Here is a 21,513-nt window from a genome sequence, read left to right on the forward strand (position 1 = left end):
AATAAGAGCCATGACTCAATCCTATAATGCCGATGATATAGAGGTACTCACCGGGCTTGAACCTGTTCGCCGTCGCCCGGGTATGTACACTGACACTACGCGCCCCAACCACTTGGGGCAGGAAGTTATCGATAACAGCATCGATGAAGCACTGGCTGGACATGCTAAACGTGTTGAAGTTATCCTGCATGCTGATCAGTCACTGGAAGTTATCGATGACGGTCGTGGTATGCCCGTTGATATCCATTCGGAAGAAAAAGTTCCTGCCATTGAGCTGATCCTCTGCCGCTTGCATGCAGGCGGAAAATTCTCCAATAAGAACTACCAATTCTCCGGTGGTTTGCATGGCGTGGGGATCTCCGTAGTTAACGCTTTGTCAAAGCGAGTAGAGGTCACAGTACGCCGTGATGCACAGGTTTACCGTATCGCTTTTGAAAATGGGGAAAAGGTCCAGGATCTTGAGGTGATTGGTACCTGTGGAAAACGTAATACGGGTACCAGTGTCCACTTCTGGCCAGATGAGAGTTTCTTCGATAGCCCACGTTTTTCGGTCTCACGCCTCAGTCACCTGCTGAAGGCTAAAGCGGTACTCTGTCCCGGCGTTGAGATTATTTTTACTGATAAGGTTAATAATACTGAACAACGCTGGTGTTATCTGGATGGCCTTAAAGATTACCTTTGCGAGGCCGTTAATGGCCTGATTACTCTGCCAGACACGCCATTTATCGGTAATCTCTCAGGGGAGACTGAGGCGGTAGACTGGGCTCTGGTATGGTTACCTGAAGGTGGCGAACTGTTAACAGAAAGCTATGTTAACCTGATCCCCACCATGCAAGGAGGGACTCATGTTAATGGTCTGCGCCAGGGCCTGCTGGATGCGATGCGTGAGTTCTGTGAGTTCCGCAATATTTTACCACGTGGTGTAAAACTGTCGGCGGAAGATATCTGGGAGCGCTGTGCTTATGTGCTGTCCGTCAAAATGCAGGACCCACAGTTTGCAGGGCAAACCAAAGAGCGCCTCTCTTCACGTCAGTGTGCTGCTTTTGTTTCTGGTGTTGTGAAAGACGCTTTTAGCTTGTGGCTGAATCAAAATGTTCAGGCCGCAGAGCAACTCGCAGAAATGGCTATTTCCAGCGCCCAGCGTCGGATGAAAGCAGCCAAAAAAGTGGTACGTAAAAAGCTGACCAGTGGACCTGCGTTACCTGGCAAACTGGCAGACTGCTCGGCACAAGATTTAACCCGCACCGAACTTTTCCTCGTAGAAGGAGATTCTGCGGGAGGATCTGCTAAACAGGCTCGTGATCGTGAGCATCAGGCCATTATGCCGTTGAAGGGTAAGATTCTGAATACCTGGGAAGTTTCTTCTGATGAGGTCCTGGCTTCCCAGGAAGTGCATGATATATCAGTGGCGATAGGAATCGATCCTGACAGTGAAGACCTCAGCCAGTTGCGTTACGGTAAAATCTGTATTCTGGCCGATGCTGACTCTGATGGTCTGCACATTGCCACATTACTTTGTGCCTTATTTGTTCGCCATTTCCGGGCCCTGGTAAAAGGGGGACATGTTTATGTTGCCATGCCTCCTTTGTACCGCATTGATCTTGGTAAAGAGGTCTTCTATGCCCTGGATGAAGAAGAAAAGGCTGGCGTACTTGAACAGCTTAAGCGCAAAAAAGGCAAACCCAATGTACAGCGCTTTAAAGGGCTGGGGGAAATGAACCCATTACAGTTGCGTGAAACCACACTGGACCCTAATACCCGCCGTCTGGTGCAGCTCACCATTAGTGATGACGACTATCAGCAAACACTTGCAAAAATGGATATGCTGCTGGCGAAGAAGCGATCTGAAGATCGGCGCAATTGGTTGCAAGAGAAAGGTGATTTAGCTGATATTGAAGTCTGAGTCTGAGTCTGAGTCTGAGTCTGAGTCTGAGTCATGATGGCATGCTGACTGTAAACCTCTGTTTGGAGCATCAGGTTCCTGCAGAGGTTTTCTTTTTTGTGTCATACAACAGGAAATCATCCGTGTTTGACCTATGTGGTTTGCCTTTACTCTTATTAACGGAGTTAAATTAATAAATTATTAATAATATCTCTTTCAATACTTATATAATTTAATCCACAGGATAAACTATTAAAAAAATTGTGTTAACAGAATGTAGTGGTTACTGTGTTGGTTAAGGTAAGATTGTTTTTTGAAAGTATGACTGTAACTTCATCTCTATGTTATTTTTTTTATCAATACATATATTGAGGTGGGATGTTGAATGTAAGTTTATTTGAGGAACCGTTCTCAACATTAAAATCTATGTCTGAAGAAACAAGCAAAAATAGCGTTCCCACATTACAGCGATCAGTTAATTCAATAGTTGGCATATTAAATCTCCCTACGGAGCTAAAACAAAATATTGCTCTGAGACTGAACTCAAAAGATTATGGTAGCTTTCGTGAAACCTGCCTGGCTATTCAGCAAGATATTGATAGCTTTTCTGTATTGAGTAATAAAATAAAGTCAAAGGATTACCCAGATCAGGGTAGGGAGGAAATAACAAAAATATTGTTAAATCAATCGGTAAGGATGATGGTGGCAGGCGGTCAATGGGGAGGGGTTAAACAGGTATTAAAAAATGTCAGTATAAGTAAATATCGAACATCGGATAATAGTCTTTTGATGAGCACAGTTTTTTCAACACCGTCTTGTCATAACGATAATAGCATTAATGAAGGAAACATCTGCCCGTGCTGGGTGAAAAAAGGCTTCATGCTCTTTAAAAATGAGATATCTGAGTTTATTGATATTCAAAAAGTCACCGCATTCAGACGACGTCGTCATCAAAAAATATATTGGGTGGTCGGTGTTGCATTTAAAAATGAATTTATTCATTACTCACAGTTAAAAACGGTGTTTATAAATTTAAATCAGGTATTTAATCAAGTGTATGGTGGTGAAAAGCTTCTTATTGCCGTTATCGCGGATAAACTTAAATCTTTCCTGGAGCAGAACATTCCTCATGGGCTGGTAAAAAATGATATTGCTGAAAGTGCCAGGGGGGCGGAAGAGTTATTTACTATTGCAAATGAGGTCAAGCGCATGTTGTGAAAGCATCGTTATTCACTGCGTAAATATTGCACCCTAAAAGAAGTAAGGCATTGGTAATCAGGGGCCGCAGCAGGATACCGTCCAGCCCAAGTTGCAGGGGGGATTCTATCCTGCAATTTGGGCTACTTAAGGGGCAGTTCTTAAGCTTTCAGGGCATCTTCCAGAATATGGATATGCACATCCAGTACACTGTCTTTCACGCGTTCGTGGTGCTCTTTCATATGAGCAGTTTGCAGGTGTGCTTCTAAATGAGCGGCGGTTTCCCACTTCTCAATCATAAAAATAGAGTCGGGGGCCGTGGTCTGAAAAGCGACATTTGCAGCATGATCAACCAGTGGCTGATAACCGTGGCATCCCTCTTCTTTTAACACCAATGGAACAGCGACAGCAAAAGAATCAATAACGGCCTGGCGATGATGAATTCCAGGACGGGTACGTATTTCAGCAAGCACAGTTAACATGGTTAGCTCCTTTTGTAAGCAGGTAAACAGTTAAGCAAAAATCTGTGAAAGGTGCTTGCGATATTCTGCTATATAATGAGGAACATCTGGTTTTTTCATCACATCATTAGCAATGAATGTCGGCAGACCTTCCATACCAAGAAACTGGTTGGCTTTATGGAATGAGAGGTATACGCCATCGACACCGACACCGTGAAAGAATTGCTCACGATCAGTAAAGGCTTCCAGTGGGGCATTCCATGTTAAAGAAAGCATATAGGTTTTGCCTTGTATCAGGCCGCCTGAACCATATTTTTTACTGTCATCGGAGCGTGTCCTGCCGTCACTGGCATACAGTTTGCCGTGTCCCACGGTAAAGACGTCATCTATATATTTCTTGACCGTCCAGGGGGCACCCATCCACCAGCCAGGCATTTGCCAGATAACGGTATCGGCCCAAAGAAATTTCTCAACTTCGGCGGCTTCGTCGTATTGGCTATCGGCAAGCGTTACCTGAACGTTGTGGCCAAGTTCGCGTAGTACATCCTCTGCCGTTTCCGTCAGGGTGTGATTTAACTGGCCGTTAGAGTGGGCAAATTTTTTCCCACCATCAATAATAAGTATGTTGCTCATAATTAACCTTTGCGAATAATTTTGAAGTATTGTATTGGGTCATGATGTATTAAAAAATAGTCTGAATATGCAAAGGCTTTTGCTATTTAAGCAATAATCTGTTCGACTCTTTTTACATAAAAGTCTCCATTCATTTGGTGAGTGGCTGGCAGGGCACTGTCAGAGAGCAGCTGTGCTGCTTATGTTTTCTTACCCAGGCCGATTCCCCATTTTTGACCTTAAGTATTTGACCGGGAAAGTACTCTTTCTGTTGTCATGTGTTCATTACGTAGAAGCGTCTGGGATAGCCACACATCGTAAAGGGGGGAGCCTTCCCTGTTTTATGATTTTGCTAACACGATGCCTACTATGACTCTACCGGGCAGATAAGGTACTATCGCCCCCAATTGTGTCGACTGTGGCTTGGTTGACTTGTTAGTTTGAGGATGAATGAGTAATGAGTGATTTAACTCATGATGGTGCAGAGCGCCTGGCGTTGCACGAATTCACGGAGAATGCGTATCTCAAATATTCCATGTACGTCATCATGGATCGTGCCCTGCCGTTTATTGGTGATGGTCTTAAACCTGTCCAGCGGCGTATTGTCTACGCGATGTCTGAGCTGGGGTTAAACGCCAGCGCAAAGTTTAAGAAATCGGCACGAACCGTTGGTGATGTCCTGGGCAAATATCATCCCCATGGAGATAGTGCCTGCTATGAAGCAATGGTGCTAATGGCACAGCCGTTTTCATACCGCTATCCGCTGGTGGATGGTCAAGGAAACTGGGGGGCTCAGGATGACCCTAAATCCTTCGCAGCGATGCGTTATACCGAATCAAGGTTATCAAAGTATGCGGAACTGCTACTGGGTGAATTAGGGCAGGGAACCGTTGATTACCAGCCAAATTTTGATGGCACCTTGCAGGAACCAAAAATGTTACCTGCCAGATTGCCCAATATTCTGCTTAATGGCACCACCGGTATTGCCGTTGGTATGGCGACGGATATTCCACCACACAATTTACGTGAGATAGCCACCGCCGCGATAGCGCTGATTGACGATCCCCGGACCACCCTGGATGGATTGTTGGATATCGTGCAAGGACCAGACTATCCCACGGAAGCGGAGATCATTACTCCGCGTACTGAAATTCGCAAAATCTATCAGAATGGTCGTGGTTCAGTTCGTATGCGTGCAGTCTGGAAAAAAGAAGAGGGGGATGTGGTGATCACCGCCTTACCTCATCAGGTTTCTGGCGCACGAGTACTTGAGCAAATCGCCAACCAAATGCGTGCGAAAAAACTACCGATGGTGGAGGATTTACGTGATGAGTCCGACCACGAAAACCCGACCCGGTTGGTGATTGTGCCGCGTTCTTCCCGTGTGGATATGAACCAGGTCATGAACCACCTGTTTGCCACCACGGATTTAGAAAAAAGCTACCGTATTAACTTGAATATGATTGGCCTTGATGGGCGTCCGGCAGTTAAAAATTTGCTGGAGATCCTTAATGAATGGTTAGTCTATCGTCGTGAAACAGTACGCCGCCGTCTTAATTTCCGTCTGGAAAAAGTACTTAAACGCCTGCATATCCTTGAAGGCTTGCTGGTAGCGTTCCTCAATATTGATGAAGTGATTGAAATTATTCGTACTGAGGATGAGCCTAAACCAGTATTGATGTCACGTTTCGATATTAGTGAGACCCAGGCAGAAGCGATTCTTGAGTTAAAACTGCGCCACCTTGCTAAACTGGAAGAGATGAAAATCCGCGGTGAGCAAGACGAGCTGGCGAAAGAGCGTGATCGTTTACAAGGGCTCCTCGCTTCAGAGCGTAAAATGAGCACGTTGCTGAAAAAAGAGTTACAGGCAGACGCCGCCACTTATGGTGATGATCGTCGTTCTCCTCTACACGAGCGGGAAGAGGCGAAGGCCATGAATGAGCACGATATTGTGCCATCTGAACCGATAACGATTATTTTGTCTCAGATGGGCTGGGTGCGTAGTGCAAAAGGGCATGATATTGACGCCCAGGGACTGAGTTACAAAGCGGGTGATAGTTATCTTGCTGAAGCAAAAGGGAAAAGTAATCAGCCCGTGGTCTTTATTGACTCTAGTGGCCGTAGTTATGCGTTAGACCCTATCACCCTGCCTTCTGCCCGCAGTCAGGGGGAACCGCTCACTGGTAAACTGACACCTCCACCAGGTGCAGTGGTTGAGCACATCCTTATGGCAGCGGAAGATCGTAAATTGTTGATGGCCTCTGATGCGGGTTATGGGTTTGTTTGTACTTTTAACGATTTGATTTCACGTAACCGTGCCGGGAAGGCACTGATCTCATTGCCTGAGAACGCCAGAGTCTTGCCACCGATTGAAATTAACAGTGCGGATGACATGTTGCTGGCGATTACTGCGGCCGGACGAATGTTGATGTTCCCCGTCAGTGACTTACCCGAACTTTCAAAAGGGAAGGGGAATAAAATTATCTCTATTCCATCGGCGGAAGCGGCTAAGGGTGAAGATAAACTGGCTCACCTCTTTATCCTCCCGGGGCAAAGTACAGTGACCTTACATGTCGGTAAACGAAAAATAAAACTGCGCCCGGAAGAACTACAAAAAGTGCAGGGTGAACGAGGGCGTCGCGGTACTTTGATGCGAGGCTTGCAACGCATCGATCGTGTCGAGATAGACTCACCTGCATCAGCAACCACTGGAGACAGTGAAGAATAATCGACTTACAGGTAGCTAATTTGCTGCCTCGTCGGTGTATGTCCACGCTCAAGTCGACACAGGTTGTCGGCTTAAGCTTAAGAGGTCGTTATGTTAGCCATTATTCGTTTTGTTATTGCCGTTATTTATTGCATTTTGGTGTGTATTTTCGGGTCGATTTACTGCCTGTTTAGCCCACGTAATCCCCGCCATGTCGCTACCTTTGGGCATCTTTTTGGTCGTCTGGCACCTGTTTTTGGTCTCAAGGTTGAACTTCGTTTACCTGAAGGGGCTGAATCACATCCTGCGGCTATTTATATCGGTAATCACCAGAATAACTACGATATGGTTACGGCTGCGAGCATCGTGCAGCCTCCAACCGTGACTGTGGGTAAAAAAAGCCTGCTATGGGTTCCTTTTTTTGGCCCACTCTACTGGCTGACCGGAAACTTGCTGATTGATCGTGATAATCGTGCAAAAGCACACGGTACCTTGACGCAAGTGGTTGAGCAAATTCAGAAACGTAATGTATCTATTTGGATGTTCCCGGAAGGAACACGCAGCCGTGGCCGGGGATTGCTGCCATTTAAAACCGGGGCGTTTCATGCGGCACTGGCCGCCGGGGTCCCCATCATTCCTGTCTGTGTCTCAAACACCAGTAACAAAGTAAAACTTAATCGCTGGGATAATGGCCTGGTGATTGTGGAAATGCTGCCACCTGTTGATACCAGCGGCTATGATAAAAATGAGGCTCGTAAACTCGCGACCCATTGCCGTGAATTAATGAGAGCAAAAATTGAACAGCTCGATAAAGAAGTTGCTGAACGCGAAGCGAAAAAAAGCTGACAAAGCATCTGGCTAATTAACGTTTATTAGGATGCCTCAGGCTGGTATCCATTGACGATGTTCCGCATTAATGGAGTAATTATGTCATTCAGTCGCCGTCAGTTTATTCAGGCATCAGGACTGGTCATCGGTGCCAGTGCCCTGCCTGCGAGGGCTAATACGGCAGGACAACAGCAGCCTTTACCGATCCCGCCTTTGCTTGAATCACGGCGTGGCCAGCCACTATTTCTGACACTGCAGCGTGCTCACTGGTCATTTAACGGTGGCCCAAAAGTCCCTATCTGGGGGATAAATGGACGTTATCTTGGGCCAACGATTCGTGTCTGGAGTGGTGATGACGTTAAAATGATTTACAGTAATCGCCTGCCGGAAAGTGTTTCAATGACGGTAGCGGGGCTGCAGGTTCCGGGAGCATTAATGGGTGGCATTGCGCGCATGATTGCCCCGGGGGCTGACTGGGCGCCTATTCTGCCCGTTCGTCAGAATGCAGCGACACTTTGGTATTATGCCAATACACCTAATCGTGCCGCCCAGCATGTTTATAACGGGCTGGCGGGGATGTGGCTGGTTGAGGACGATATGAGTAAATCGTTACCCATCCCTAATCATTATGGTGTTGATGACTTCCCGGTGATAATCCAGGACAAACGGCTGAATAATTTTGGTGAGCCTGAGTATAGTGAGCCCAGTAGCGGAGGGTTCCTCGGTGATACCTTACTGGTGAATGGTGCACAGAGCCCTTATGTTGACGTCTCGCGTGGTTGGGTGCGTCTGCGGTTGCTGAATGCCTCTAATGCTCGCCGTTACCTGCTGCAAATGAGTGATGGTCGCAAAATGCATGTGATTGCTGGCGATCAGGGCCTGTTACCTGCGCCTGTTTCTGTCCCTCAATTGTCACTGGCTCCCGGGGAACGTCGGGAAATTCTGGTGGATATGTCCACGGGGAAAGATGTTTCGATAACCTGTGGTGAAGCTGCAGGGATCATGGATCGTATCCGGGGGCTTTTTGAGCCTTCATCGATTCTTCGCTCCACGCTGGTGTTGACACTACGCCCAACTGGTCTCCTCCCTTTAGTGACGGAACCTTTGCCGATGCGTTTGCTTTCGGAAGAGGCCATGGCTGGTAGCCCGGTACGCAGTCGTGAAATCACTCTTGGTGACGATCCTGGTATAAATGGCCAGCTCTGGGATGTGAACCGTACTGATATTCAGGCACAGCAAGGCACTTGGGAGCGCTGGACTGTCCGGGCGGATATGCCTCAGTCATTTCATATTGAGGGGGTTCGTTTCCTGGTACGCAATGTCAACGGTGCAACGCCTTTTGGCGAGGATCGTGGCTGGAAGGATACGGTCTGGGTCGACGGCCAGGTTGAACTGCTGGTCTACTTTAATCAGCCCTCTTGGGTTAATTTCCCGTTCCTGTATGCCAGCCAGACTCTGGAAATGGGGGATCGTGGTTCTAAAGGTCAGTTAGTGGTGCATCCCGCGCCGTAAATCATCGTCTTCTTTCATTCACAGCGGAAGAGAAACCCTGCTTAATAAAAGCCTTTAGCTTATCAAGGTTAAAGGCGTATAATCCCTCCCCTTTGCTCAATTATCCCTCATTTTTACGGAATCATTATGTCTGTCAAAAGCTTAATCCAGCCAGACAGGGAACTGTTTGCATGGCCCCAATATTGGGCTGCTTGCTTCGGCCCTGCGCCATTTTTGCCTATGTCCCGTGAGGAGATGGATAAACTCGGCTGGGATAGTTGCGACATTATTTTGGTTACCGGTGATGCGTATGTTGATCACCCCAGTTTTGGTATGGCGATTTGTGGGCGCATGCTGGAAGCACAAGGTTTTCGAGTAGGGATAATCGCCCAGCCTGACTGGACATCAAAGCAGGACTTCATGCGTCTTGGTAAGCCCAATCTGTTTTTTGGGGTGACGGCAGGCAATATGGATTCGATGATCAACCGTTATACGGCGGATCGTAAATTACGTCATGATGATGCTTATACCCCGGATAATATTGCCGGTAAACGTCCTGATCGCGCTTCTTTGGTGTATACCCAGCGTTGTAAAGAGGCATGGCGTGATGTGCCGGTGATTCTCGGAGGTATTGAGGCTAGTCTGCGACGTACTGCACATTATGATTACTGGTCTGATACTGTACGACGTTCCATCCTGGTGGATGCTAAAGCAGACATGCTGATTTTTGGTAATGGTGAACGCCCGTTAGTTGAAGTGGCTCATCGGCTGGCGGCCGGTGAAAAGATCACTGATATTGATGATGTGCGTAATACCGCGATGATGCGTAAAGACGCCTTACCAGGCTGGAGTGGTGTGGATTCAACTCGCCTGGACTCCCCCGGGCGCATTGATCCGATTCCCCATCCTTACGGGGAGGATCTACCCTGTGCAGAGGCGGGGAACCCCGAGTCTTCCGCTAAACCGGTTGTCGTTCAGGCACCTCGGCCCAAGCCTTGGGAAAAAACTTATGTACTGCTGCCCTCGTTTGAAAAAGTCAAAAGTGACAAAGTGCTTTATGCACACGCATCGCGCATTCTACATCATGAAACTAACCCCGGTTGCGCCCGGGCATTGATGCAAAAGCATGGGGATCGTTATATCTGGATCAATCCCCCGGCGATCCCTCTGTCTACGGAGGAGATGGACAGCGTTTTTGCTCTGCCTTATCAGCGCGTGCCTCATCCTTCTTATGGCAAGGCCAGAATCCCGGCCTATGAGATGATCCGTTTCTCCGTCAATATCATGCGTGGCTGTTTTGGTGGCTGTTCGTTTTGTTCTATTACCGAGCATGAAGGGCGGATTATTCAGAGTCGCTCTGAAGCGTCGATCATCAATGAAATTGAAGCGATGCGCGATACCGTTCCTGGCTTTACCGGGGTTGTCTCTGATCTGGGGGGGCCAACAGCCAATATGTACATGCTACGTTGTAAATCCCCGCGGGCTGAACAAACCTGTCGTCGTCTCTCTTGTGTCTACCCGGACATTTGCCAGCATATGGACACTAACCATCAACCAACGATTGATCTCTACCGACGAGCGAGAGCACTGCGTGGTGTGAAGAAGATCCTGATCGCTTCGGGAGTTCGTTACGATCTTGCTGTGGCTGATACACGATACATCAAGGAGCTGGCTACCCATCATGTTGGTGGTTACCTGAAAATAGCCCCTGAGCACACCGAACAGGGTCCACTGTCGAAGATGATGAAGCCAGGAATGGGCAGCTATGAACGCTTTAAAGAGCTGTTTGATACCTATTCCAGGCAAGCAGGGAAAGAACAGTATCTGATCCCCTATTTTATTTCGGCCCACCCAGGAACCCGGGACGAAGATATGGTGAATCTGGCACTGTGGCTTAAACAGCATCGTTTTCGCCTTGACCAGGTGCAGAATTTCTATCCTTCACCATTGGCTAATTCCACCACGATGTATTACACCGGTAAAAATCCACTCACTAAGGTGAATTATAAAAGTGAAGATGTTGTGGTCCCACGTGGAGATCGCCAGCGACGGCTGCATAAAGCTCTATTGCGTTACCATGATCCAGCAAACTGGCCATTGATACGTGAAGCACTAGAAGGGATGGGTAAACAACATTTGATTGGCGGACGCCGTGAATGTCTGGTTCCGGCTCCCTCGCTGGACGAAATACGGTCAGCACGCCGTAAGCGGGATAACTCAAGACCTGCACTAACCCGACACACTCCCCTGGCGCAGCAGAGCCGTGCAGGAGTAAAACGGAAATCAGTACAAAAATAGCGCAGACGGGTTTACGCACAATGGCAGGACGGGAGAAGAGAGGCAGAAAATAGCCTGTCCTTCTCCCATTAACAGAGGCCTGGACGTATCCGGCTTATTTAATACGATCAAAAGTATCCGGGTCTGGTCCTAAACGTTTACCTGTATCCAGGGTGGCAATCGCTTTCAGATCATCTTTATCCAGACGGAAGTCAAAGACAGCAAAGTTTTCCTCAATACGGGATGGCGTGACTGACTTAGGGATCACCACAAGCCCGCTATCCAGATGCCAGCGAATCACGATCTGTGCCGGAGTTTTACCATATTTATCCGCCAGATCACGGATGATCTTTTGGTCAAACACGCCTTCACCACCCTGGGCCAGTGGGCTCCAGGACTCGGTCTGAATCTTGTGGGTAGCATCCCAGGCATAGAGTGAACGCTGCTGTAACAGAGGATGGAGTTCAATTTGATTGATAACCGGTGATACGCTGGTTTCATCAATCAGACGTTGCAGATGCGCCTGGTGAAAGTTACAAACGCCGATACTTTTTATCAGCCCCTGTTTTTGCAGATTGATCATACCTTTCCAGGCCTGAACATACTGGTCTTGTTTAGGGACGGGCCAGTGGATCAAATAGAGATCAACATAATCCAGCTGGAGTTTCTTCAGGCTTTCTTCCAGTGCTTTTTCGGGATGAAGGTGGGCGTCATTCCATAGTTTTGTGGTGATAAACAGATCATCTCGTGCGACATTGGTGTTCTGCAGAGCGCGCCCGACACCCTCTTCATTCTGGTAAATCGCGGCAGTATCAATAGAGCGATAGCCTACTGACAGTGCTGTTTCAATGGCGCTCTGGGTTTGTTCATTACTGGCTTGCCAGACGCCGAGCCCCAGCTGGGGCATCTGGTTCCCATCCTGAAGGGTGATTAAGGCCGGATGAGTCATAACATCTCCTTTTGGGTTTAATGTAGTTTCAGGCAAGTTTTTGGTCACAATAAGTACAAAACATAGTATTACGTTTTTGTATGAGACCCTGCTCGCAGGGGAATAGCTGTAGCGGATGTGGCTGATGGTGCTGCGCCATAATCAAATGACGCAGCCTGACATTTAAGTGTAGTCAAATATTCTCCCCAGCAGGGGAACTGTGTTGCAAATTTAGCGTGCGGCCTCATAAATACGGCGGCTGACATCAAGGGTAATATCCTGGTGTTCGCCGAGTTGCGTTAAGCCTTTTTCTTCAAGTTTAATCAGTAGCCCAGGGATGGAGCTGCCGTCAAGACCGTAGGCGGATAAGCGTGTCCCGGTGCCCATTTTTTCAAAGAAGTGGCGTGTTGCGTCGATAGCTGCAGTGATACGTTCCTCTTCGTCACCTTCAGTGATGTTCCAGACACGTTCTGCGTATTGCAGCAGTTTTGCATGTTTTTCACGACGTTTTTCATTCAGTAATGCAGGTAGCACGATAGCCAGGGTTTGTGCATGATCAAGGCCATGCATAGCCGTCAGCTCATGGCCGAGTGAATGTGTTCCCCAGTCCTGGGGGACACCGGCCCCAATCAGACCATTCAGCGCCATGGTGGCGGCCCACATGATATTTGCACGGACATCATAATTTTCAGGTTCTGCCAAGGCTTTCGGACCTTCCTCAACCAGGGTCAACAGTAAGCCTTCGGCAAACCGATCCTGAACTTTGGCATTAACAGGGTAGGTCAGATATTGCTCAATGGTATGAACGAAAGCATCAATCACACCGTTAGCGACCTGTACTGCGGGGAGCGTATAGGTATATACCGGGTCGAGAACAGCGAAGATCGGCTGGACAAATGGGGACATGAATACCTGCTTGTCACCCGTAGCCCGACGAGAGATGACTGCGCCAGTATTTGACTCAGAACCGGTTGCTGGCAACGTCAATACGGAACCCATCGGGATAGCGCTCGTGATATCACTCCCGTTGGTCAGCAAAATATTCCACGGATCTTTATCTTCTGGGTAGTTGGCTGCGGCGGCAATGAATTTTGTGCCATCCAGTACAGAGCCTCCCCCAACAGCCAGCAGGAAAGTGACTTTCTCAGCACGTACTAGTTCAACCGCTTTCATCAGAGTTTCATAAGAAGGATTAGGCTCTATCCCCCCAAACTCGAGCACATCTTGACCCTCAAGAGCCTTATAAACCTGATCGAGCACACCTGTTTTTTTGACGCTGCCGCCGCCGTAAGTAATCAGTACACGTGCCTGTGCTGGGATCTGCGCGCGTAACTCGGTGATAGCCCCTTGACCAAACAGAATGCGTGTAGGGGTATGAAGGTTGAAGTTATTCATAATTATTTTCCTGTTGGTAATTCGGACATAACGACACATTGCAATGGGCAATATTCTGGTGGTTGCCCGGCGAACCCTCAATACTTATTCCTGCTTTTGTATTGCCTATTTCTCTTATTTACTGGAGAAATAAAATAATTCAGAGCACAATATCAATGCTAAAAGTGGTCAGGGGAATCATAGATAATGAATCGTCAGGTAGTCTGTCAGCAACTAACAGAAAAGATTAAGTTGATGACTTTAAAAGATAATGATCGTTTCTCCATTCCGGGGGTACACCTTTTATATGGCACTGAGCCGAGGGTCCGCGCACCTGTTTTATATGAGCCTGGTATTATATTTCTCTTTTCCGGGCATAAAACGGGCTTTCTCAATGGCCGGGAATTTCACTATGACGCCAATGAGTATTTACTGCTGACAGTGCCACTCCCTTTTGAGTGTGTAACCTGGGCGACACCTGAAAACCCCCTTGCAGGTATTAGCATTAACATTGATTTGTTACAGCTACAGAGTCTGGTAATGGATATTGGTGAAGATGACTGCTTTTGCCCCCAGGCCTCTGCTGAAGGTATTAACTCGCTGGCGTTGTCTGAAGATATTCTCTGTGCCGCGGAGCGGTTGCTGGATGCAATGCAACACCCTCTGGATGCTAAAATTCTCGGCAAACAAATTATGCGTGAAATTCTCTACCTAATCTTAAGAGGGCCGGGGGGAGGGGCATTACTGGCATTAGTGACCAGACAGACCCATTTTAGCCAGATAAGCCGTGTAATCAGAAGAATAGAAACCCGTTATACCGAAAACCTGACAGTGGATCAGCTGGCTGCTGAGGCGAATATGAGTGTTTCCGCTTTTCACCACAACTTTAAGTCAGTGACCAGCACATCACCATTGCAGTACCTTAAAAGCTACCGTCTGCATAAAGCACGTTTACTGATGTTACAGGATGGTATGAAAGTGAATGCTGCGGCAATTCAGGTCGGGTATGAAAGTGCGTCACAATTTAGCCGTGAATTTAAGCGTTACTTTGGGGTAACGCCAGGTGAAGATACTGCCCGTATTAAAGCATGACCCTGAAATAACAGCCTTATGTTGCGGATAACGGAGTGTATATCCGCAACCTGAAAAGTAAGTGCTTATTTACTTGTTGAGAATTTTTTCTTCAATACGACGATTAACGTTCCAGTTAAACCGATTACCAACAACGCGATGGGCAGCAGTACCAGAAAAGTCATCACCTTGTCTTCGTGACGCTTAACAAAAGGAATCATGCTTAAGGCATAACCAAAACTGGTAATTAACAGCACCCACAGGAAGCCGCTCAACCAGTTAAAAAATTGAAAGCGGCTGTTACTTAGCCCTGAGATACCGGCAATGGTCGGCAGCAGTGTTCTCACGAAGGCAATAAAACGCCCGGCCAGTAGGGCCACCAGACCATGACGGTTAAACATATGATTAGCACGGTCATGATACTGCTGAGGAAGATGCGTTAACCAGCCCTTAACAATATGGGTATTCCCCAGCCACCGCCCTTGCAGATAACTGAGCCAGTACCCAAGACTGGCGGCTACTGTCAAAATAGCCAGGGTTGGAATAAAGCCCATTACCCCTTTAGCAATCAGAGCCCCGGCGAGAACCAGCAAGCTGTCGCCAGGTAAAAAAGCGGCTGGCAGCAGTCCATTCTCAAGGAACAAGGTTAAAAACATCACGAAATAGACAATACCAATAACGTGAGGGTCTGACAGCGCGACAAAATCATTATGCCAAAGCGCCTGAAAAATCTCGTGTATCACAGCCATGAAGGATCCTGTTAACCACTACTAAATAACCAAGTGCGGAATAGCATACCCACCACACAGGTTCAGAACCTATCCCGTTAGGGCGATTTTACTGACCATTTTGGCTAAAGGTCATGCCAGATGCACCAGTGTGCCAGATGCACACGGCAGGTTTTTTGCATGCCCATTCCCAAATTGGTGACAACAATGGTGCCTACTGGGATAAGTTCTTATTTCGATAGTTCCTATTGTAACGCTAAAATGTGTATAACATCTCGAATAGTGGTCTAACAATACACTTCGATGGGTAAAAATTTATTATCTAAATATAAATTTATGCAATCCGCTGGAAACCCGCTTCCAGATCGGCGATTAAATCATCAACATTTTCCAGCCCGATATGAACCCTTACCAGTGTTCCGGTGAAATTAACCCCGCTGACGGGCCGGATTCCTGCAAGCTCTTCAGGCTGATTAGCCAAAATGAGTGATTCATAACCCCCCCAGGAGTACGCCATGGTGAAATGGGTAAAGTTATCGAGGTAGTCAGCGTATTCTGTAGCATTGAGGCGCTTTTTCAGGATAAAAGAAAATAGCCCACTAAAACCGGTAAAGTCCCGCAGCCAATACTCATGGCCTGTACTCTCTGGCAGTGCAGGGTGATTAACTCGTTCAACCTGAGGATGTTTGGCAAGCCATTGTGCAATTTTTAGACTATTTTCTTGGTGCTGACGCAAACGTACAGCCAGCGTTCTTAAGCCGCGGCTGGTGACATAAGCCGTGTCTGCATCAACCATTTGGCCCAATAAATAGGCATTCTCGCGAAGGGTATCCCAGCATCGGGCATTCGACACCGCAGTGCCGATCATGGCATCAGAGTGTCCGACTAAATATTTAGTCCCGGACTGGATAGAAATATCAATATCAAAATCAAGCGCTTTAAATAGCACCCCGGCAGCCCATGAGTTATCCATAATAATCACCGCCTCTGGTGCAACGCGGCGTACCGCCTGAACAATGGCAGGAATATCACAAACTTCCATAGTGATTGAACCCGGGGACTCAAGAAAAACAATTCGGGTGTTGGGTTGAACCAACTCGGCTATGTCGGCACCTTTCATTGGGTCAAACCACGTCGTGGTAATACCGAGCCTGGCAAGAATACCGCGAGAAAAGTCCTGGGTGGGTTGGTAAGCGCTTTCTGTCACCAGGATATTATCCCCTTGCTCCACAAAGGCTAAAATAGTGTTAGCGATGGCGGCCGCGCCGCAAGGAAAGAGCGCGCATCCTGCCCCCCCTTCTAATTCGCACATCGCTTCTTGCAGGGAAAAGTGCGTGAGCGTACCACGACGCCCATAAAACAGCTCTCCCTGTGCCCGTTTCTGAGTTGCCAGTTTTTTCTCTGCGACACTTTCGAAGACTAAAGATGAAGCCCGCTGAATAACCGTGTTGACTGAACCATGGGTAAATTTTTTTCTGCGCCCGGCGTTAACCAGCGTTGTTTCAATATGCTTTTCAGCCATGTTAGCTTGCCCCATTTAACCATCTGGATGTCTAAACATAACTTAGCATGGTTTTTGCTGGTTTCATCATGGCATTTTTTCAGGTTAGAAAAATAATGCCATTCCCGGTTTTTTGTTGATGATTATTTAAGCCTATAAAAAACAGGAACTCTCATAATGAATACGTAAATAGTAATGAGAACTACTATCAATTCAGCTTATTTTTGCTATATTAGTGCTCAGTATTCGTGTCTATTTTTTTGCTGGAGCGTAAGACGTGACAAGTGATTTGATGCAGACGGATTTATCCGTTTGGGGTATGTATAGCCATGCCGACATCGTCGTAAAGCTGGTGATGATTGGTCTGATATTGGCATCGGTGGTGACGTGGTCCATTTTCTTTAGAAAAGTGACGATGCTGATTGCCTACAACCGCCGCTTGAAGCGTGAACAACAGCAACTGGCTGGTGTGCGTTCTTTAAATGAAGCCAGTGATATTGCAAAAGCATTCGATGGGAACAGTATCAGTGTGATACTGATTGGCGAAGCGCAAAACGAGCGTGAGTTATCTCAGGGAAGTGACGACAACGAAGGCATTAAAGAGCGCACCGGTTTCCGTCTGGAGCGTCGTGTTGCGGGTGTCGGACGCTACTTGGGTCGTGGTAATGGTTTCCTCGCCACTATCGGGGCTATCTCACCTTTTGTCGGCTTGTTTGGTACCGTCTGGGGTATCATGAACAGTTTTATCGGGATTGCTCAGTCACAGACAACTAACCTTGCGGTGGTTGCTCCTGGTATCGCAGAAGCATTGCTGGCAACGGCTATTGGCCTGGTGGCAGCGATTCCTGCCGTCGTTATCTATAACGTCTTTGCCCGCATGATAGGCAACTTTAAAGCGGGATTGGGGGATGTCGCAGCCCAAGTGTTGCTGCTTCAGAGCCGTGATCTTGATTTGGCCGCGAGTGCTGAAGTTCCCTCAGTAAGAACAGCGCAACAATTACGAGCAGGTTGATACGTTATGGCTATGCGCATGAACGAAGAGCTGGATGACAGCGGTGAAATGCATGAGATTAACGTAACGCCATTTATCGATGTTATGTTGGTGCTGCTGATAATCTTTATGGTTGCCGCCCCTCTGGCTACGGTCGATGTCAAAGTGAACCTGCCCGCATCCACAAGCGAACCGCAGCCGCGTCCAGAAAAACCGGTCTATTTGTCGGTAAAAGCTGATCGCGAGATGTTCATTGGTAATGATCAGGTAACAAAAGAAACCATGGTCGAAGCGCTGACCGCGGCAACCGACGGCAAAAAAGACACCACTATTTTCTTCCGTGCTGATAAAACAGTAGATTACGCAACTCTGATGGAAGTGATGGATATCCTGCATAAGGCTGGTTATCTCAAAATTGGCCTTGTTGGCCAGGAAACCACAGCCGCTGCAAATTAGGCCGTTTACCTCCTCTCCTGCCGGGGAGGAGGGCCTTTCTCTCTTATATCTCTTACTTGAAGGCTTTTCAACGCCGCGTTCAGAGCAGTGATCCCTGCCAGCTACCATCCGCCAGTCGACGTGTTATGGTGAGAGTCTCCGCCTCTTCAGCCTTGATTCGCTGATAGTGTTTTTCAAGCAGTTCAAGAATCTTTGCTTCTTGTGTTGGGTTCGCTTTCACAACGGTTGCGAGGACCAGACCATAAATTTCTTCTTTAACCCGCAATGGGTGGATATCCCGGCGATTCATCCACTTCAAGTTTACCAGCGCAGAGGGAATAGGGGTTATTTCCTGGGTTTGCCTGGTGATATTTGCATTCCTGAAATCAACCAGTGCAGCAATATTGGCTGTTAACTGACATTCAGCATCGCTGCTATCCACAGTATCAACAGTGTTTTCAGATAACGGTATACATGTCACTTGATCACCCATCGTTTTATCCTTCAAATGAGTAATATAACGGCCAATTTTTTTCCTGCGTTAACTGATTTATCCAAATATCTTGTTGTTTACTGATGATAACGTCTGTTTTGTCATTCAATAATTCGTTTAACTGCTCCAGGCTTATTGCCCCATCAGCGACCAGTTCGGTAATCACGTTATACAACGTTTCTATTCTAACGGCAGACAGTAGACGTGCCTTGATATGTTGGTCGGTCTCTTCAAGAAGTCTGTTGCGTGACTGGCCAGCATAATGGCTGCCACTCAGAATTTTTTTTTCTAATGATAACAATCTGTCGTTAATGGTATCGTCAACGATGGCCTTTCCTGCATTGTCATTGTTCGCGACAGCGAAAGGTTGTTTGATAAACGAGTCGGGTAACATTTAATGTAATCCTTTGCTATCTAAAAAAAATTCAGTATCGTAAGCCTACGACAGGATGCACTAAAACCTAAATAAAAAAAACAGACTTTACTTATGAACACTTTATTGAATTTCATATTAGCAGCAGCCATTTTGCTTTGTGTAGTGTTAGTTTTTCGCAGTATGCGCAGCAGCAATAATAAACGTGATGATAAAGTCTATGATAAATTGCCTCCGCTCATTCGGGACGAGCGTGAAGACCATTTCGGCTTGTTGATGTCACAGATCACACCCATGTTCTATTGGCGAGTGCACAATGAGTATGTTGATTTTATACAAGCAACAATAAAAAAAATGAGTATTGATGACATTGTCTCACAGCCAGAATTATTCAATGCTCAACGTCGCTGCAGTGACTTAAATTCAGCAGTGTATCGGTATTATGATAATATAAAAAAGCGTTGCGCAGATGGCGAAAAAGTTTCAGTTTCAGATATTGAAGTGATTAATTTACGCCAGTGCTTTAATGAACTAAGTGGTAAAGCCTATCCTGAGTTAGTGGCATTGATTTGGCCAGAGTATCAGTGCCCCGCTATCATTCGTGAAAATATCATTGCTGGAGCCCGTCCCGGGGGGAAAGAGTAAGTCGTTTCCCGGGTGAGTGATCCATGCTTATCAGTTAGCAGGCATGCTTATGACGGCTTTTTATCTGCGGCCCCTTGAATAACGATTCAATCGCTTACTTGTGATGATATGGCTGAATTCAGAAGGTATCTGGTGACTGGATTTCAGCTTGTCAGGGCTGTCTGTCGTAACTCAATTATCATGATGGTTATCATTAATTCCTCATTCCTTATCTATCAACATATTAGCTGAGAATATATTTTAGTGAAATATTCTGGTTATCAGAAATGATTTTGTGATAATGAATTTTAGTGATCCAGTCGTGCATATTCATGCTGTGCTCAATGATAGTCAAAGGTCATTGTGCCGTGGTATGATTTACGGGAATAATCTCAGTGATATTTTTTATATCAAGGCTATGATTGCTATATAATAATCGAGGGAGTGTAAATGAAAGTTAATCAGATATTGAATTGTATGTTGTCAGCATTATTAGTAACCTCATTGTCCAGTGCTGCCTGTTCAAGCCTGGCGATTACGGATAAGCAGAACAATATTTATCATGGCAGAACACTGGAACTAAGTGCTGATTTGCCATCATGGCTTACCTATTACCCCAAGAATACACATTTTCAAAAGAAGACTCCTGATGGTAAAAATGGCATCAGCTATGACTCCAAATATGAAATTCTTGCCATTAGCACAGAAGTTTATTTCGATGGTGATGACCACAATATTTTTCAAGGTTTAAACAGTGGTGGATTATCTTTCAGCGCGAATATGGTGCCTGAAGCGAATCTGATCACGCCAGAAGAAAAGTATTATGATAAAACCATTCCCGTTACCGCCATTGGCGAATGGGCACTGTCAAATTTTTCCACTGTTGAAGAAGTAAAAAAAGCGGTAGAGAATGGCTATTTTTGGGCACCTGTGCTGAAAAACTTCGGCAACGTAAAATCACCACTGCACTATGCCTTTTATGATAAAAAAGGTGGCAGTATTGTCGTTGAAGCATTAAACGGTAAACTGCATGTCTACGATAACCCGACCCGTGCTATGACCAATGGCCCTGATTTCCCATGGCATCTGACAAACTTAAACAATTATACTCAATTAACTAATGTTGACAGGTCATCTTCAAAACTGGGGAATATTCAGGTAACACAGCCTGATAGTGGTATTGCCAGTTCGGATTTACCGTCTTCAGATACCTCCGTCGGGCGTTTCATTCGCGCAGTTTATTATTCATCTTATGCACTCAAAGGTGATTCTCCTGCTGAGGCGATGAATACTTTAGCTCATATTATGAATCGCTTTGATCGTACTAAAAATATTACGGTTGATACCATCAGTGAAAGTCAAACTGTCAATGCCAAACCAGAATCAGAGTATACCGTCTGGACGAGCCTGTCTGATTTGACTAACGGGAAAATGATGATCAGAGGCTATAAAGATATTAATTATTCAGAGTATTCACTGGCTCAATATAAAAATTCAACTAAACCAGTATTTGAGAAAATCGATACTCTCAAGAAATAAA

19 protein-coding genes are annotated in these 21,513 nt (G+C 46.5%); 11 read left to right on the forward strand and 8 right to left on the reverse strand.

From position 1 onward, the window contains the following. The first annotated feature begins 10 nt into the window (after positions 1–10). The gene (parE, locus tag JK154_RS12745; protein WP_211992922.1) at positions 11–1,903 is read left to right on the forward strand and encodes a DNA topoisomerase IV subunit B; all 1,893 of its coding nucleotides are present in this window, start codon (positions 11–13) and stop codon (positions 1,901–1,903) included. Positions 1,904–2,260: 357 nt separating this feature from the next. Continuing rightward, the gene (locus JK154_RS12750; protein WP_211992923.1) at positions 2,261–3,100 is read left to right on the forward strand and encodes a hypothetical protein; all 840 of its coding nucleotides are present in this window, start codon (positions 2,261–2,263) and stop codon (positions 3,098–3,100) included. A gap of 140 nt (positions 3,101–3,240) precedes the next feature. Here the strand turns inward: JK154_RS12750 and JK154_RS12755 are convergent, their stop codons facing one another. Then, a complete protein-coding gene (locus JK154_RS12755) occupies positions 3,241–3,561 on the reverse strand; it encodes a putative quinol monooxygenase (protein ID WP_211992924.1) in 321 nt (106 codons plus the stop codon). 30 nt (positions 3,562–3,591) lie between these two features. Further along, a complete protein-coding gene (locus JK154_RS12760) occupies positions 3,592–4,173 on the reverse strand; it encodes an NAD(P)H-dependent oxidoreductase (protein ID WP_211992925.1) in 582 nt (193 codons plus the stop codon). 436 nt (positions 4,174–4,609) lie between these two features. Here JK154_RS12760 and parC point away from each other — a divergent pair, with 436 nt between their 5' ends. The 4 genes from parC to JK154_RS12780 all read left to right on the forward strand — a co-directional run bounded on the left by parC (position 4,610) and on the right by JK154_RS12780 (position 11,476). Next, positions 4,610–6,880 carry a DNA topoisomerase IV subunit A gene (gene parC, locus JK154_RS12765; RefSeq protein WP_211992926.1) on the forward strand — a complete coding sequence of 757 codons (2,271 nt, stop codon included), beginning with the start codon at positions 4,610–4,612 and terminating at the stop codon, positions 6,878–6,880. A gap of 90 nt (positions 6,881–6,970) precedes the next feature. Then, the gene (locus tag JK154_RS12770) at positions 6,971–7,705 is read left to right on the forward strand and encodes a 1-acylglycerol-3-phosphate O-acyltransferase (protein ID WP_211992927.1); all 735 of its coding nucleotides are present in this window, start codon (positions 6,971–6,973) and stop codon (positions 7,703–7,705) included. 81 nt (positions 7,706–7,786) lie between these two features. Next, complete coding sequence (gene ftsP / locus JK154_RS12775) at positions 7,787–9,199, forward strand: cell division protein FtsP (RefSeq protein ID WP_211992928.1); 1,413 nt, start codon at positions 7,787–7,789, stop codon at positions 9,197–9,199. 126 nt (positions 9,200–9,325) lie between these two features. Beyond that, positions 9,326–11,476, forward strand: coding sequence for a YgiQ family radical SAM protein (locus JK154_RS12780; RefSeq protein WP_211992929.1), 2,151 nt, complete (start codon positions 9,326–9,328; stop codon positions 11,474–11,476). Positions 11,477–11,570: 94 nt separating this feature from the next. Here the strand turns inward: JK154_RS12780 and dkgA are convergent, their stop codons facing one another. Beyond that, positions 11,571–12,404: a 2,5-didehydrogluconate reductase DkgA gene (dkgA, locus tag JK154_RS12785; RefSeq protein WP_211992930.1), complete on the reverse strand. Its 834-nt coding sequence runs from the start codon at positions 12,402–12,404 to the stop codon at positions 11,571–11,573. A 210-nt stretch (positions 12,405–12,614) separates the two neighbouring features. Beyond that, on the reverse strand, positions 12,615–13,778 hold the full coding sequence (gene yqhD, locus JK154_RS12790; protein WP_211992931.1) for an alcohol dehydrogenase: 1,164 nt from the start codon (positions 13,776–13,778) through the stop codon (positions 12,615–12,617). 186 nt (positions 13,779–13,964) lie between these two features. Between yqhD and JK154_RS12795 the strand changes: the two genes are divergently transcribed. Further along, complete coding sequence (locus tag JK154_RS12795) at positions 13,965–14,849, forward strand: AraC family transcriptional regulator (protein ID WP_211992932.1); 885 nt, start codon at positions 13,965–13,967, stop codon at positions 14,847–14,849. Between the two features lie 65 nt (positions 14,850–14,914). On the opposite strand, the gene JK154_RS12800 is transcribed toward JK154_RS12795, so the two are convergent. Continuing rightward, positions 14,915–15,577: a DedA family protein gene (locus tag JK154_RS12800; RefSeq protein ID WP_211992933.1), complete on the reverse strand. Its 663-nt coding sequence runs from the start codon at positions 15,575–15,577 to the stop codon at positions 14,915–14,917. A gap of 313 nt (positions 15,578–15,890) precedes the next feature. Beyond that, positions 15,891–17,078 (reverse strand): cystathionine beta-lyase, encoded by a 1,188-nt coding sequence (gene metC / locus JK154_RS12805; RefSeq protein ID WP_211993045.1) that lies wholly within the window; start codon positions 17,076–17,078, stop codon positions 15,891–15,893. A 256-nt stretch (positions 17,079–17,334) separates the two neighbouring features. Between metC and exbB the strand changes: the two genes are divergently transcribed. Together exbB and exbD are read left to right on the forward strand one after the other, a co-directional pair. Continuing rightward, positions 17,335–18,069 (forward strand): tol-pal system-associated acyl-CoA thioesterase, encoded by a 735-nt coding sequence (gene exbB / locus JK154_RS12810; RefSeq protein ID WP_211992934.1) that lies wholly within the window; start codon positions 17,335–17,337, stop codon positions 18,067–18,069. A gap of 6 nt (positions 18,070–18,075) precedes the next feature. After that, positions 18,076–18,504, forward strand: coding sequence for a TonB system transport protein ExbD (exbD, locus tag JK154_RS12815; RefSeq protein ID WP_211992935.1), 429 nt, complete (start codon positions 18,076–18,078; stop codon positions 18,502–18,504). 79 nt (positions 18,505–18,583) lie between these two features. On the opposite strand, the gene JK154_RS12820 is transcribed toward exbD, so the two are convergent. Next, the gene (locus JK154_RS12820) at positions 18,584–18,976 is read right to left on the reverse strand and encodes a cytoplasmic protein (protein ID WP_211992936.1); all 393 of its coding nucleotides are present in this window, start codon (positions 18,974–18,976) and stop codon (positions 18,584–18,586) included. 4 nt (positions 18,977–18,980) lie between these two features. Beyond that, positions 18,981–19,370 (reverse strand): hypothetical protein, encoded by a 390-nt coding sequence (locus JK154_RS12825; protein ID WP_211992937.1) that lies wholly within the window; start codon positions 19,368–19,370, stop codon positions 18,981–18,983. 93 nt (positions 19,371–19,463) lie between these two features. Between JK154_RS12825 and JK154_RS12830 the strand changes: the two genes are divergently transcribed. Continuing rightward, positions 19,464–19,994: an ESA_00282 family adhesion-associated protein gene (locus JK154_RS12830; RefSeq protein ID WP_211992938.1), complete on the forward strand. Its 531-nt coding sequence runs from the start codon at positions 19,464–19,466 to the stop codon at positions 19,992–19,994. 429 nt (positions 19,995–20,423) lie between these two features. Then, positions 20,424–21,512, forward strand: coding sequence for a linear amide C-N hydrolase (locus JK154_RS12835; RefSeq protein WP_211992939.1), 1,089 nt, complete (start codon positions 20,424–20,426; stop codon positions 21,510–21,512). Position 21,513: the final 1 nt, after the last annotated feature.

The organism is Citrobacter sp. JGM124 (assembly GCF_018257795.1).
Lineage (GTDB): Bacteria > Pseudomonadota > Gammaproteobacteria > Enterobacterales > Enterobacteriaceae > JGM124.